Here is a 14,490-nt window from a genome sequence, read left to right on the forward strand (position 1 = left end):
GCAGCGGCAAGAACCCGTTCGAGTGCCGCCCAAAACCCATTTGAGTGCCCGCCGGCCGGGAATGACGATTTCATCGGCGCAGGATGTCCGGGCGCCGGCGCCGTCGCGACGCGCCGGAGCGACGCGGAACGCTGCGGCAGCGGGCAGCGGTTCATTTCTGCAGACCCGGCCGACCGCACCCGGCCTTGTATTCGCCCGCCGGCCCGCTATGACTCATGCAACCGGTATCGGCAGAAAAAGGGGAGGCCCGGCTCATGGAAGAGCGCGTCAGGACGACAATCACCGAAGGGGTCGCCGATGTGCGCCTCGTGCGCAGCGACAAGATGAACGCACTCGACGACGCGATGTTCGCGGCGCTGCTCGAAACCGGCGAGAAGCTCAAATCCGACAAGTCGGTCCGCGCCGTCGTCGTCTCCGGCGAGGGCCGCGCCTTCTGCGCCGGACTCGACATGAGCAATTTCGGCCGCATGGCCAGCGGCGAGCGCAAGGCCGACAACAAGTCGGAGATCACCGGCCGGCTCGAACAGCGCACGCATGGCATCGCCAACCGGGCCCAGTATGCCGCGCTTGTCTGGCGCGACATTCCGGTGCCGGTCATCGCGGCGGTTCACGGCGTCGCCTTTGGCGGCGGCTTCCAGGTGGCGCTCGGCGCCGATATGCGCTTCGTGGCGTCCGGCACCCGATTCTCGGTGATGGAAATCAAATGGGGCCTCGTGCCCGACATGGCCGGCATGTATCTGATGCGCGGGCTCGCCCGCGAGGACGTCATCCGCGACCTCACCTATACCGGCCGCATCTTCGAGACCGAGGAGGCGCTCGCCTACGGCTTTGCCACCCGCATCTGCAACGATCCTTACGCCGAGGCGCTGACGGTAGCGCGCGAGATCGCCGACAAGAGCCCGTCGGCGATCCGCGCCGCCAAGCGCATCCTCAACGACGCACCGGACAATGACGCCGCCGCAATCCTGCTCGCCGAATCCGTCGAGCAGGACAAGCTGATCGGCGGGGCGCACCAGAAGGAGGCCATCATGGCCAATCTCGAAAAGCGCCGCCCCAATTTCGCCGGCTGATCCGGCGCCCCGCATTCCATTCAATCGAAACCGAAGGCAGAAACATGAAGACGCGCATCACCGAACTTTTCGGCATCCAGCATCCGATCGTCCAGGGCGGCATGCATTTCGTCGGCCTCGCCGAAATGGCGGCCGCCGTTTCCAATGCCGGCGGCCTCGGCATCATCACCGCACTGACCCAGCCGACGCCGAAGGATCTCGCCAACGAGATCGCGAAGTGCAAGAAGATGACCGACAAGCCGATCGGCGTGAACCTGACCTTCCTGCCGGGCTTCGCCAATCCTCCTTACCCTGAATATATCCAGGCGATCATCGATGGCGGCGTCCGCATCGTCGAGACGGCCGGCCGCAGCCCCGAAGCCTATATGCCGGCCATGAAGGACGCGGGCATCAAGGTGATCCACAAATGCACCTCGGTGCGCCATTCGCTGAAGGCCGAGCGCATCGGCTGCGACGCGGTCAGCGTCGACGGGTTCGAATGCGGCGGTCATCCGGGCGAGGACGATATTCCCAACATGATCCTGCTGCCGCGCGCGGCCGAGGAACTGAAGATCCCCTTCGTCGCCTCGGGCGGCATGGGTACCGCCTCGCAGCTCGTCGCTGCGCTGGCCCTCGGTGCCGACGGCATCAACATGGGCACGCGCTTCATCGCGACAAAGGAGGCGCCGGTGCATGAGAACGTCAAACAGGCCCTGATTGCGGCCAGCGAACTCGACACCCGCCTGATCATGCGCCCCTTGCGCAATACCGAGCGCGTGCTGGCCAATGCCGCGGTCGACAAGATCGTCGAGATCGAGCGCGAAAAGGGCGCCAGCCTCGGCATCGAGGACATTCGCGAACTGGTCGGCGGCGTCTATCCGCGCGTCATGCAGGGCGGCGAGATGGATGCGGGCGCCTGGAGCTGCGGCATGGTGGCCGGTCTGATCCACGACATTCCGACCTGCAAGGAGCTGATCGACCGCATCATGTCGGAAGCCGAGCAGATCATCCGCCAGCGGCTCGACAAGCTGGTCGCCTGACCGCGTCATGGCCTGGCGCGTCACCCATGGCCGCATCGCCGCGCATGTCGTTTCATGCGCGGCGGGCGCCGGCGTTGTCGTCGGCATCGAGGCGCTGCTCAGGCTTGCCGGATTGCCGCTGCCCTTCGATCCCGAATGGGCCTGGATCGACTTTCTCGGCATCGCGCTGGTCATCGGCGTGGTGACCGCGTCCTTCTTCTACAAGGACATCGAGGAATAAGCCGTCAGGCGACCTCGAAATCCTCCCAGACAGGCGCGCGCATATCGGCCTCGAACTTCTCATAGGTCCAGGGCCATGAAGCGATGTTGCCGAAGGGGTCGATGTACCAGCTCTGGCAGCCGCTCGCCCAGATCGTGTCCGGCAGCTTTGCCCGCACCGCTTCGTTGAAGGCCTGTGCGGCTTCGCGTTTCGGCGCGATCTCCGACAGATTGCCGTCCCTGAGCTTCAGGATCAGCTGCAGCGCGAAGTTGAACTGGTTCTCCGCCGTCAGCAGCCAGGAGAAGTTTCCGATCGGGCTGTTCGGTCCGCCGATCATGAACCAGTTGGGAAAATCCGGCACGGTGACGGCCTTGTAACCTTCGTTTCCCTGCGCCCAGGCCTCGTCCAGCGTCCTGCCCGCCCGGCCGGTCACCTGCATCGGCCGGAACAGCCGGTGCGTGTCGAAACCGGTCGCCAGCACGATCACGTCGAGCGGGTGAAGCCGCCCGTCCTTCGTGCGGATGCCGTCGCGCTCGAAGCGTTCGATGCCGTCCGTCACCAGTTCGGCATTGGGCTTCTGGATCGCCTCGTAGAAATTGTCCGACAGGATCATCCGCTTGCAGCCGACCGCGTAGTTCGGCGTCAGCTTCGCGCGCAGCTCCGGGTCGGCGACGCGGGCGAGGTTTTCCTCACACGCCGTCACCATCGCCTTGTAGGCATGGGGGTTGGCGCCGACGATCGCGGCGGCGAATTTCGAATTGTTCTCGAAGGAGATGCGCTGATATTCCCGTTCGAGCAGCGCCGGGTCGGCGCGGTAGAGCGCCTTCTGTTCCTCCGGGATCGGCGCCTGCGGCAGCGGCAGGATCCATTGCGCCGTGCGCTGGAAGAGGCTGAGCTTTGCGACCTCGTCGACCACCGCGCCGACGATCTGCGTCGCGGTCGAGCCGGTGCCGACGACGCCGACGCGCTTGCCCTTGAGCGAGACCTCGTCCTTCCAGCGCGCGGTATGAAAGGCTTCGCCGGCGAAATCGTCCAGACCCGGAATATCGGGCATGACCGGGTGATGCAGGATGCCGGTCGCCGTGATCACCGCGTCGAAGGCGTCCCGACCGCCCTTCGATGTCTCGAGATGCCAGTGGCCGTCGCGCCAGTCGGCGCGCGTGACCTCCTCGCCGTAGCGGATGAAGGCCTCGGCATCGTGCTTGCGTGCGACCTTTTTCAGATAGTCGAGAATTTCCGCGCCCGGCGCGCAGACGCGGCTCCATTCGGGATTGGGTTCGAAGGAATAGCGATAGCCATGGGACGGCACGTCGCAGGTGACGCCCGGATAGCGGTTGTCGCGCCAGGTGCCGCCCAGCGCGTCGGCCTTCTCGTAGATCGTCACATCCTCGATGCCGGCCTCGCGCAATCTGATCAGCGCCATCAGGCCGGAGGCGCCGGCGCCGATGATCGCGATGCGGAGATTTCGTTCCCTGGTCATGCCATCCGTCCTTCCCTTCGGTTCGCGGCGCCCGCGCGATTCGGCTTCGGGGGTCCCCACCCCCGGGGACAAATTTTCTTGTCCCCGCGTCCGGCCTGCTCGAAAGCGGGGATAAGTTCTTTCCCCAGACCCGGTCGGCAGCGTTTGTGACAGTTTTGTGACAGTTGCGTGACAGAGGGGGGGGTCCGCTGCGGTTTTTCGCTGTCACGCACCCAGCGCGAAGCCCTCGTAATCCTTCGCCGCGACCTCGGCCAGCTTCTCGCCATAGACGCCGACACCGCCCGCATAAGGCATGAAGATCCGCGGCTTTCCGGGGATATTCGCACCCATGTACCAGGAGTTCGCCTGCGGGTAGAGCGTCGTCGCCGCGACCTCGTTGACGTGATCGACCCATGTATCCTCGGCATCCTTCGTCGGTTCGATCGAACGAATATTGCCTTCCGTCAAACGTCCGATGCATTCCGCGATCCAGTCGACATGCTGTTCGATCGAAACGATCATGTTCGAGAGCACCGACGGACTGCCGGGACCGGTGATGAAAAACAGATTGGGAAAGCCGGCCGAACCGAGCCCCAGATAGGTGCGCGGGCCGGCTGCCCATTTGTCGCTGAGCTTCGTGCCCTTGCGTCCGACGATGTCGATGCTGGTCAGCGCGCCCGTCATCGCGTCGAAGCCCGTCGCGAAAACGATGCCGTCGGCTTCGTATTCCTTGCCGCCGCTGACGACGCCCTTTTTCGTGATCCTCTCGATCGGCGCCTTGCGGACATCGATCAGTTCGACATGCGGCAGGTTGAATGTCTCGAGATAATGCGTATCGAGACAAAGTCGCTTGACGCCGACCGGGTGATCGTTGGGCAGCAGAAGGTCGACGACGTCGGGATTGGTGATCACCTCGCGCATCCGGGCGCGGGCGAATTCGGCCGCGTAGTCATTGGCCTCCTGGGTCGCCATCAGATCGCCGAAGGCCCCGAGAAAGGCGAAACCGCCCATGTTCCAGCGGCTTTCGAGTTCGCGCCGGCGTTCCTCCGGCGTCATCTCGGCGGCCGGGGTTTCATTGTATTCGAAACAGATGATGCCGCCTGCCGTGGTGCGCGCATGCTGGCGATCCTGCAGCAGAGTCCTTTTCGACTTTTCGATTTCTTCCTTTGGCAGCGGCCGGTTGCCGGCCGGCAACGTGAAGTTCGCCGTGCGCTGAAAGACGGTCACATGCGACGCCTGCTCGGCGATCAGCGGGATGCTCTGCACGCCGGATGATCCGGTACCGATGACGATGACGCGCTTGCCGGTGAAGTCGACACCTTCTTTCGGCCAGTCGCCGGTGTGGTACCAATCGCCCTCGAAGTCGTTGAGACCTTCGAAGTCGGGAACGCGCGCGGCCGACAGGCAACCCGTCGCCATGATGCAGAATCTGGCCTGCACGCGATCGCCGCGATCGGTTTCGACCGTCCAGAGCCCCGCGCGTTCGTCATAGGCGGTCGATGTCACGCGCGTCGAGAACCGCATGTCGCGGCGCAGGTCGAGCTTGTCGGCAACATAGTTCTGATAGCGCAGGATTTCGGGCTGCGCCGCATAGCGTTCGGTCCAGGTCCAGCCGCGCTGAATCTCGTCGGAAAAACCATATTGATATTCGAGGCTCTCGACATCGCAACGGGCGCCCGGATAGCGGTTCCAGTACCAGGTGCCGCCGACGCCGTCGCCGGCCTCGTAGACGCGCGCCGTCAGTCCGAGACCACGCAACCGATGCAACATGTACATGCCGGCAAAGCCCGCGCCGACAATGACGGCATCGAACTCGGTCGCGTCCGGCGGCGTCGACGCCGCTTTTGTATCCTGAGCCACGAGAACCTCCCGATTTTGTTGTTGCCCGATTGTAGCCCCCGGCGGGGTGGGCACAAGAGAGGTGTACGGGTTAGGCGATGTCGCGTAGGGCCTGCATGTCGTGGATGGTGAGACGTCCCCCGGACAGTTCGATAATCCCGTGTTCGCGCATGGCTGTCATCACGCGACTGACATGGACCTGGGTCAGTCCGAGCGCATCTGCGATGATCTGCTGACGCAGCGGAAAGGGCATGGTGTTCGCCTCGGCAAGGCCCCGCCTTGCAAGCCGCTCATAAATGTCGAGAACAAGGCGAGCAATGCGCTGCTCGGCGTTGCGCCGGCCCAGATCGACCAGCCGCGCCTCGCTGGCCTCGCGGCCGGAGAAGCAGATGCCGACAAAGGCCCAGACCAGATCCGGATCCTTCCCTGCGATCTCCCTCAGATCGTCAGGCCCGAAAGCGCAGTAGTCGACCGCTGTGACCGTCTGGGCCGATACGCTCGCCTGATCGCGCATCAGGAACTCGCCGCCGACAATATCGCCCGGTACGGCGATCGACAGCACCTGCCGCCGTCCGTCGGGCGTGAGCGCGAACCTGACGGCCCAGCCATCCCTCAGGTCCATCAGCCTGCCGCGCGGTTCGCCCTGCTTGTAGAGATGCTGGCGCGGACGCACCGTACCGTTGATCTTGCGATCCCCGATGTCCGGATTGCTGCGCAGAACCGCGCCGCAGAATTCGGCGTCCCGGAGAGGACAATCGTCACAATCGCCAGACATACCGCCATGCGTCCGGATACCGATCGTGGCTGAGGGCGAACGCTTGCCGATGGTTTTCTCGTTGTTCACTGACAAAAACTTTCCGCCCGGCGGCGCCCCCGTACGCGGGCCATTTCGACCGGATTACTTCCACCCCGGCAAAATAGTTATCGTGCCCGAACTACTTTTTCCAGCCCTCAAACTAAAATATATATTTTTCAACATAGTATATAAATCACGTATATACTGTATTGTTATAATAAATAAGATGTCCAATACTTTACTGTTAACCATTTATTTTGAGTCGAATTCTAGAATCAACATTAATCGCTCCGATTCGACGGACAAATAGTCGCACTTTCTGCGACTCAAGGGTCCCGGGCCGGCGCTCAACTGGATTGATGACCGGCGCCGCCGGTCCGTTTCCGCTGGGGGAAATCATGACGAAAGACCAGGTGTCGACGGTCGACCGCGAAGGCCGCATGCGTTTCATGGAAGTATCGGAGGTCACCGGCGAAGCATTGCGTGATTTCTGGAAGGTTATCGAGCCGCATCTGCCGGAAATACTTGATGGATTCTATGCTCATCTCGGCGCCGTGCCCGACCTCGCCAAGCTTGTCGGCACGCAGACGCCGCGTCTCAAGCAGGCTCAGGGGACGCATTGGGGCCGCCTCTTCACCGGCAAGTTCGACGATGAATACATGAAGAGTGTCCACACGATCGGCCTGACCCACAATCGCATCGGTCTTGAGCCGCGCTGGTATATCGGCGGATACAAGTTCGTGATGAACCGTCTGGTCGATGTCGCGGTGCAGAAATATCGCTGGACACCCAAGCGTCTTGCCGAAGTCCTCGGCGCACTGAACACCGCCGTTCTGCTCGACATGGATCTGGCCATCTCGGCCTATCAGGACGCCATGGTGGAAGAACGCGCCGGCCGCCAGCGGACGCTTGAAACGGCCATCGCCGATTTTGACGTGGCGGTCAACGAAATCATCAAGTCCGTCGCATCGGCCTCCACCGAACTGCAGGCGTCCGCCCAGGCCATGAGCGTGACCGCCGAACAGACAAGTTCCAAGACCACAACAGTTGCAGCGGCTTCAGAAGAGGCGTCGACAAACGTTCAGACCGTCGCCTCGGCCAGCGAGCAGCTCTCCAGTTCGATCGCCGAAATCGGCCGTCAGGCATCGATGTCCACCAAGATCGCGGGGCAGGCCGTTCAGGAAGCCCATCGAACGGACGGCAAGGTGCAGGGTCTCGCCGACGCTGCGCAGAAGATCGGCGACGTGGTCACCCTCATCAACGACATCGCCGCCCAGACCAATCTTCTGGCCCTGAATGCCACGATCGAGGCCGCGCGCGCCGGCGAAGCCGGCAAGGGCTTTGCGGTGGTTGCGTCCGAAGTCAAAAGTCTCGCCAATCAGACGGCGAAGGCAACGGAAGAGATCGCCGAGCAGATCAAGGCGATGCAGGGCGCAACAGTGGAATCTGTCGAAGCGATCAAGTCGATCGAGAAGACGATTACCGAGATGAACCAGATCGCAACCTCCATCGCTGCTGCAGTCGATGAGCAGGATGCGGCGACAAACGAAATCGCGCGCAACGTCCAGGAAGCCGCACGCGGCACCCAGGATGTCTCGTCGAACATTGTCGCCGTCGCCGAAGCCGCAGCGGAAACCGGATCCGCCGCCGCCCAGATATCCGGATCGTCCGACATCCTCGCCCGCCAGGCGGAGACGCTCCGCGAGCAGGTCGACAAGTTCCTTACCCGCGCACGGGCGGCCTGACGGGCCACCAAGCGAGGGTCTGCGTATGATAGATCGTGCGCTCGTTCAGACGCACTTGCCCGCCGTCTTCGTCTTCGATCCGGATACGGGGCAACTGGTGTCGCGCAATGCCACCGCTGTTGCGTGGCTGGCGAATGCCGGCGACAGCTCGAGCGAGCGCATGACCCTCTCCATGGTGGAGCGGTTACTCATCGCCGGCGGCAAGGCCGTAACCTTGCCTAGTGCGTCCGAATCCGGCGACGACAACCACGAGCTTCGCCGGCGCTGCCGCCGTCCGGACGGCACCGAGTTGGCGCTGACGCGTGTATGGGGACCTGGGTCGAACACGATTCTGATCGCTGCGGACATCACCGAGTCCGTTCGCGAGGATCGGCAGCTCCGGTTCGCGCAGGCGATCATCGACCGCCTGATGAAGTCGACCACGCTCGGCGGCGCACTCGATGTTCTGCTGCACATCGTTTCTCTCTATTCCGGCTGGCCCTATGCGGAGGCATGGCTGCCGCGGAGCGGACGCCTGACACGCAAGGCCGCGCGGGTATGGCCCGGTACACAAGAAGACAACGCCGAATCAGGCACCAGCGGAACTGCCGCCGAGGCATGGCGATCGGGGCAAATCATCTACCGCACAAAGAGCGACAGTCCGGGAGGAACCCATGGACATGTTGCCATCCCGCTGAAAGCCAATGACGAGACCATCGCCGTTCTGGTGTTCGGTTTCGAAAGATCGCATCCCCGTGACCAACTGACACTTGAAGTCCTGGACGGCGTCTCCGAGCGCCTCGGTATGGCGCTGAAGTGCCGCGTCAGTGGCGAAGAGGCGAAGGGCGCCCGCCGACAACTCGATGAACTTCTTTCGACGGCCGGCGACGCCATTGTGGCAACCGACAGCGCCTACAGGATCACAATCTTCAACCGGCAAGCCGAGCGTATCTTTGGCTACGCGGCCGACGAGATCATCGGTCAGTCGCTCGACCTTCTGCTGCCGCCCGAAGCGCGAACGCGCCACAAGGCGCAGATGGCCCGCTTCGGGAAGAGCAGCGAGTCGACGAAGCATATGGCGGCGCGCCCGGAAGTGCGCGGACGCCGTAAGGACGGCTTCGAGTTCCCCGCGGAAGCATCCGTCTCGCGCATGATGATCGACAATGAAGTGACCTACACTGCCGTCGTGCGCGATCTGACCACTTTGCGGAAGGCCGAGGAGGCATTGCAGGCACGCGAAATGCAGCTGCGCATGATTGTCGAGGCCATGCCATTCGGGCTTGCGATCATACGTCGGAGCGACGGCGAGATCCTTTTCTCCAACGGCGCCTTGTCGGCACTTGTCGATGCCACGATGACGGGTATGACGGGGCGAAACATTGTCGAATTCCTTGACGACGAGATGGTCGCGGCACTGTCGGGCGGTTCAAGCGCCGACGGCAAGGTCACCGGAATCGAAGCCCGGATCAAAACCGATTCGGGCGATACCGTCTGGTGCATGTTGTCGGCCGTCGCAATGAGCATGGCCGGCGAAGACGTCACACTTGTCGGCTGTTACGATGTAACAGATCGGCATCGTGCCGTCAGCGCCCTGCGCGAAAGCGCCTACAATCTTGCCGAGGCCGAGCGAATTGCTCATCTGGGAAACTGGATCTGGAACATCGCGACCAACACACTTCACTGGTCAGACGAAGCGTATCGGATATTCGGGCTTGAACCGCAATCGCTTGAAATGACCTATCCCGTCTTCCTCAACGCCGTTCATCCGGAGGACCGCGCGTTCGTCGAGCAAGCGGTTTCGCAGGCGCTCGAGAGCGGCGAGCCTTACCGAATCGAGCATCGCATTGTCATGCCGGACGGTTCGATCAGAGTCGTTCGCGAGCAGGCCGAAATCGAGCGCGATGCCGCTGGCACACCGGCGCGCATGCGTGGAACCGTTCTCGACACGACAATCATCAACCGCGTGACCGAAAACCTGCGTGACGCCCTCAACCGGGCCGAGCTTGCCAATCAGGCAAAGTCGCAGTTCCTTGCCAATATGAGCCACGAACTCCGAACGCCGCTCAATGCCATCATCGGCTTTTCCGAACTGATGGCAGGTGACGTTCTGGGCCCGCTCAAGGTTTCACAGTATCGCTCATACGCCAAGGACATCAACGACAGCGGCAATCACCTTCTGGCCGTCGTCAATGATATTCTGGATCTCAGCCGAATCGAGGTCGGCGCGGCTGAACTCGACGAATCCGTACTCGATGTCGACAGCGTGGCTTCTGCCTGCCTGCGTACGGTCGACGGTCGCGCCGTGCAGACGGGACTTTCGCTCGAACGGGATATTCCCTCCGTCTTTCCGACACTCCTTGCCGATGAACGCCTCCTCAAGCAGATACTTCTCAATCTGCTGTCAAATGCGATCAAGTTCACGCCGGCCGGCGGTACAGTTCGGCTCGTGGGCAGGCTCGACGCCGAAGGCTGCATGATCCTGGAGGTCGCGGACAATGGTATTGGCATTGCCGCCACCGATATCGAGCGCGTCATGGAGCCGTTCGCGCAGGTGGAAGGAAGTCTTTCACGGCGCTTCGACGGCGTGGGCCTCGGGCTTGCTCTCGTCAAGCAGTTTGCCCGCCTGCACGATGCGACACTCGCAATCGACAGCGAGCCCGGACGCGGCACGCGCGTCATTATCCGCTTCCCGGCCACACGCACAGGCGCGGGCGCGGGTTCCTCCGCAATGCTGCAACGCGCAGCGAACGGCGGATAAAACAGACCGTCATTGTACTAACAAATTGCGGCCTCATCACAATCTATTCTGTATAGTTTCTATTAATTACTATTTATAACATTATAATTAGAATATTTTCTGATTTTATTACTCGTTAATTGCCCTTCTTTACCATCGCCGTGATGGGACAGGAAACGGGGCATTCCAACATGGACGATCTCCTTCAAGAGTTTCTCGCCGAGGCACGCGAGTCGCTCGACATACTGGATAGCGAACTGGTGGAACTCGAGCAGCGGCCGGAGGATCCGGCGCTCCTCGGCAGCATTTTCCGCATCATGCACACCATCAAGGGGACGTGCGGCTTTCTCGGCCTGTCGCGCCTCGAAACGGTTGCCCATGCCGCCGAAGACGTCCTGGGGCGCGTGCGAGACGGTGGTCTTCAGGTGTCTCCCGAGGCCGTCTCCCTGGTTCTCGCCGCCCTCGACCGGATCAAGGAACTTGTGGCCGCGCTCAGCGCCAGCGGCAGCGAGCCGGCCGGCAGCGACGATGAACTGACCGACGCGCTGCGGCGGCTTGCGGCGGGCGAAGCCGTGACCGAAACATCCAAGGCGAACAGTTCCCCTGAATCCGCCAAACCCGGCACGCTCTACGATCGGGCTGGCGGCGCCTCAGGCATCGATACTGCCTGCGAACTGGCCTGCATGGCGTTTCTCGAGCAATCCGCGGAACGCGAGGCGCTTGAGCCCGACATGCTGAAGCTCCAATTCGCACTCGCAGGCGGCCTGACGGCCGCCCTGCAGAAGACGCCTGGAATCGACATCGTCGATGTTCTGACGTGTCTTGCGGACAATGGCTGGACAGAGACCGATCTTGCCACCTTGCGCAACGAAATTGGCAAGGCATTTGTTTCTCTTGATGTCGACGCCGACGATGTTGCAGCACTGCTGCGCCACTTGACGCGCGAAGAGCCGCAAGCGGTCACAGAACCAGCCGCGGCAGAAAAACCAAATCCGCCCAGGGCGGCCGAAGCGAATCCCGTTCCGACGGAGCGTCGCGATGCCGCGGCAGCCGGCCCGGCCGAAACGTTGCGCGTCAACATCAATGTGCTCGAAGATCTGATGACCATGGTCAGCGAGCTGGTACTGACGCGGAACCAGCTTCTTCAGATTCTGCGCGGCTATAGCGAAAGCCCTTTCGGTGCCCCGTTGCAGAGGCTGAACCAGATCACGACCGAGCTGCAGGAAAACGTCATGATGACGCGGATGCAGCCGATCGGAAATGCCTGGGGCAAGCTTCCGCGGCTGGTTCGGGATCTGACGCAGGAGCTCGACAAGAAGATCGAATTGGTGATGACAGGCGCCGACACCGAGCTTGATCGCCAGATTCTCGAATCAATTCGCGATCCGCTGACCCATATGGTCCGGAACTCCGCCGATCACGGTATCGAAACCGTCGGCGAACGGCTTGCAGCCGGCAAACCGGAACACGGAACAATCGAACTCTCGGCACGCCACGAAGGCGGGCATATCATCGTCCAGGTGTCGGACAATGGACGAGGCCTGCCGACGGCACGCATCCGGGAAAAGGCGATCGCGAACGGTCTGACGACGGAGACGCAGCTCGAGTCCATGACCGAGCAGCAGATCCAGCAGTTCATCTTCCGGCCCGGCTTCTCCACGGCCGCTTCGGTTACCAGCGTTTCAGGCCGTGGCGTCGGCATGGATGTGGTTCGGAGCAATATCGAGAAGATCGGCGGCATCATCGAGTTTCAGTCGACGGAAGGCGTCGGTTCGCGCTTTACCATCAAGATTCCGCTGACGCTGGCAATCGTCTCGGCAATCATCGTCGAATGTGCCGGCGAGCGATTTGCCATGCCGCAAAACAGCGTCGTCGAGCTCGTGCGCATCAGTCACACATCGGAGAAAGGCCTCGAGCAGATCAATGGTCGTCCGGTCTACCGGTTGCGCGACCGGCTTCTGCCGCTCGTTTCGCTGGCCGAGATTCTCGATCTGCCGCGACCGGCGCCGGACACCAGAGACGATGACGATGCCGCGGAAAGCACATATGTCGTTGTTTCGCAGGTAGGTGCATTCGTTTTCGGTATCATCGTGGACAAGGTCTTCGATACCGAAGAAATCGTCGTCAAGCCCGTCTCGCGCACCATCCGCCATATTTCCAGCTTCTCCGGCACCACGATACTGGGCGACGGGCAAGTCATCATGATTCTCGATCCGAACGGTCTTGCTTCCGCCGTATCCGCCGTTCCTCATGTCGAAACCACGCAGTCGAAGACGGGCGATCACGGCACGCACAGCCGCGATCTTGTCTCAATGCTTGTCTTCCAGGCCGACGACGGCGGCCCCAAGGCCGTTCCATTGTCGCTCGTGGCTCGGCTTGAGGAGGCCGACTTGTCGGCCGCCGAACAGGCTGGCGCGAGAACGGTATTGCAATATCGCGGCGGACTGATGCCGTTGATCGGGCTCGATGGACAACCCGCCGCACGAGCGGGCAAGCATCCGATACTGGTATTTGTCGATGGATCACGGATGCTCGGCCTGGTTGTCGACCGCGTCATCGATATCATCGAAGCGCCTCTCGACCTCCAGCTCACGGGTGGGAGTCGTGCCGGTATTCTCGGCAGCGCCGTCATCGCCAATGTGACGACCGATGTCATCGATACGGTTCACTATCTTCGCCAAAGCGATGCCGACTGGTTCGATGTCAAGACCGACAAGGCCTTCGGCGAAGACGAAAACCGGAATGTGCTTCTTGTCGAGGACAGCGCCTTTTTCCGCAACCTGCTGATGCCGATGCTGACCCTGGCCGGCTATCACGTGACAGTGGCCGAACATGGCGAGGCTGCGCTCGAGGTCTGCAAGAACAACACGCATTTCGACATCATCGTGTCCGATATCGAAATGCCGGGTCTGTCGGGCTTCGATCTTGCGCGCTTGCTGAAGAACGACGCGCACATGAAGCAAGTGCCGATCATTGCGCTTTCATCCCACGCCAATCCGAAAGACATCGAGCGCGGCATGAGCGCGGGCTTCACCGACTACGTAACCAAACTCGACCCCAAGGCGCTGCTGGGGGCGCTCTCCCGCGTTCTCTCAGCCGATGAGTCCGGGAAGGATATTGCAGCATGAGAAACATGGTCGACGACAAGACGTCCCGCAGCTCATCCGACGCCGCCGGGGGCGGTGCCAGGGAAGACTACGTAACCATGAGCGTGGGTGGGCAGGCCTTCGGCATTCCCGTTCTCAGCGTTCGCGACGTTCTCGGGCCGCAGAACATCACCCGGGTGCCGCTTGCGCCGGGTGAAGTTGCAGGTTCACTCAATCTGCGCGGCCGAATTGTAACGGCGATCAACATGAGAAAACGTCTCGGGCTGCCCGCCGACGATTTCGTTGCCAACGCTATGGCTGTTGTGGTCGAGCACGACGACGAACCCTTCAGCCTGCTTGTCGATGAAGTCGGCGAGGTGCTGAGCCTGCCAGCGTCACGACGCGAATCGGTGCCGGCAACGCTGGACGCGCGATGGCGTGAAGTGGCACAGGGCATCTATCGTCTCGACGAACGCCTTCTGATCGTACTGAGCGTTGCCGATGTGCTGGGCTCCATTCGCGCCGACGCATAGTCGAAGAGACATACAATCCGTTCAAGGG

At 61.9% G+C, this 14,490-nt stretch carries 10 protein-coding genes; 7 read left to right on the forward strand and 3 right to left on the reverse strand.

Translation table 11 applies throughout. The features are described from left to right. Positions 1 to 254 precede the first annotated feature (254 nt). The 3 genes from AAC071_RS08375 to AAC071_RS08385 are packed head-to-tail and all read left to right on the forward strand — an operon-like array spanning position 255 to position 2,309. Positions 255 to 1,070, forward strand: coding sequence for a crotonase/enoyl-CoA hydratase family protein (locus tag AAC071_RS08375; protein WP_339831615.1), 816 nt, complete (start codon positions 255 to 257; stop codon positions 1,068 to 1,070). Continuing rightward, positions 1,070 to 2,089, forward strand: a complete 1,020-nt coding sequence (locus AAC071_RS08380; protein WP_339831699.1) for a nitronate monooxygenase family protein — start codon at positions 1,070 to 1,072, stop codon at positions 2,087 to 2,089. Before AAC071_RS08375 ends, AAC071_RS08380 begins: the two co-directional genes overlap by 1 nt. Positions 2,090 to 2,096: 7 nt before the next feature. Then, entirely contained in the window at positions 2,097 to 2,309 is a 213-nt protein-coding gene (locus AAC071_RS08385) for a hypothetical protein (RefSeq protein ID WP_339831617.1), read from the forward strand. Positions 2,310 to 2,313: 4 nt separating this feature from the next. Here the strand turns inward: AAC071_RS08385 and AAC071_RS08390 are convergent, their stop codons facing one another. The 3 genes from AAC071_RS08390 to AAC071_RS08400 form a co-directional block, all read right to left on the reverse strand. Next, on the reverse strand, positions 2,314 to 3,768 hold the full coding sequence (locus tag AAC071_RS08390; RefSeq protein WP_339831618.1) for an NAD(P)/FAD-dependent oxidoreductase: 1,455 nt from the start codon (positions 3,766 to 3,768) through the stop codon (positions 2,314 to 2,316). A 204-nt stretch (positions 3,769 to 3,972) separates the two neighbouring features. Next, the gene (locus AAC071_RS08395) at positions 3,973 to 5,607 is read right to left on the reverse strand and encodes an NAD(P)/FAD-dependent oxidoreductase (protein WP_339831619.1); all 1,635 of its coding nucleotides are present in this window, start codon (positions 5,605 to 5,607) and stop codon (positions 3,973 to 3,975) included. Between the two features lie 70 nt (positions 5,608 to 5,677). Next, a complete protein-coding gene (locus AAC071_RS08400; RefSeq protein WP_339831620.1) occupies positions 5,678 to 6,430 on the reverse strand; it encodes a Crp/Fnr family transcriptional regulator in 753 nt (250 codons plus the stop codon). A 350-nt stretch (positions 6,431 to 6,780) separates the two neighbouring features. On the opposite strand from AAC071_RS08400, the gene AAC071_RS08405 reads away from it, so the two are divergent. The 4 genes from AAC071_RS08405 to AAC071_RS08420 all read left to right on the forward strand — a co-directional run bounded on the left by AAC071_RS08405 (position 6,781) and on the right by AAC071_RS08420 (position 14,462). Then, positions 6,781 to 8,127, forward strand: coding sequence for a globin-coupled sensor protein (locus AAC071_RS08405; RefSeq protein ID WP_339831622.1), 1,347 nt, complete (start codon positions 6,781 to 6,783; stop codon positions 8,125 to 8,127). A 25-nt stretch (positions 8,128 to 8,152) separates the two neighbouring features. Beyond that, complete coding sequence (locus tag AAC071_RS08410; protein WP_339831623.1) at positions 8,153 to 10,864, forward strand: PAS domain S-box protein; 2,712 nt, start codon at positions 8,153 to 8,155, stop codon at positions 10,862 to 10,864. Between the two features lie 170 nt (positions 10,865 to 11,034). After that, the gene (locus AAC071_RS08415) at positions 11,035 to 13,971 is read left to right on the forward strand and encodes a chemotaxis protein CheW (protein WP_339831624.1); all 2,937 of its coding nucleotides are present in this window, start codon (positions 11,035 to 11,037) and stop codon (positions 13,969 to 13,971) included. After that, entirely contained in the window at positions 13,968 to 14,462 is a 495-nt protein-coding gene (locus AAC071_RS08420; protein WP_339831627.1) for a chemotaxis protein CheW, read from the forward strand. Before AAC071_RS08415 ends, AAC071_RS08420 begins: the two co-directional genes overlap by 4 nt. Positions 14,463 to 14,490: the final 28 nt, after the last annotated feature.

This window comes from uncultured Parvibaculum sp., assembly GCF_963975745.1.
GTDB lineage: Bacteria > Pseudomonadota > Alphaproteobacteria > Parvibaculales > Parvibaculaceae > Parvibaculum.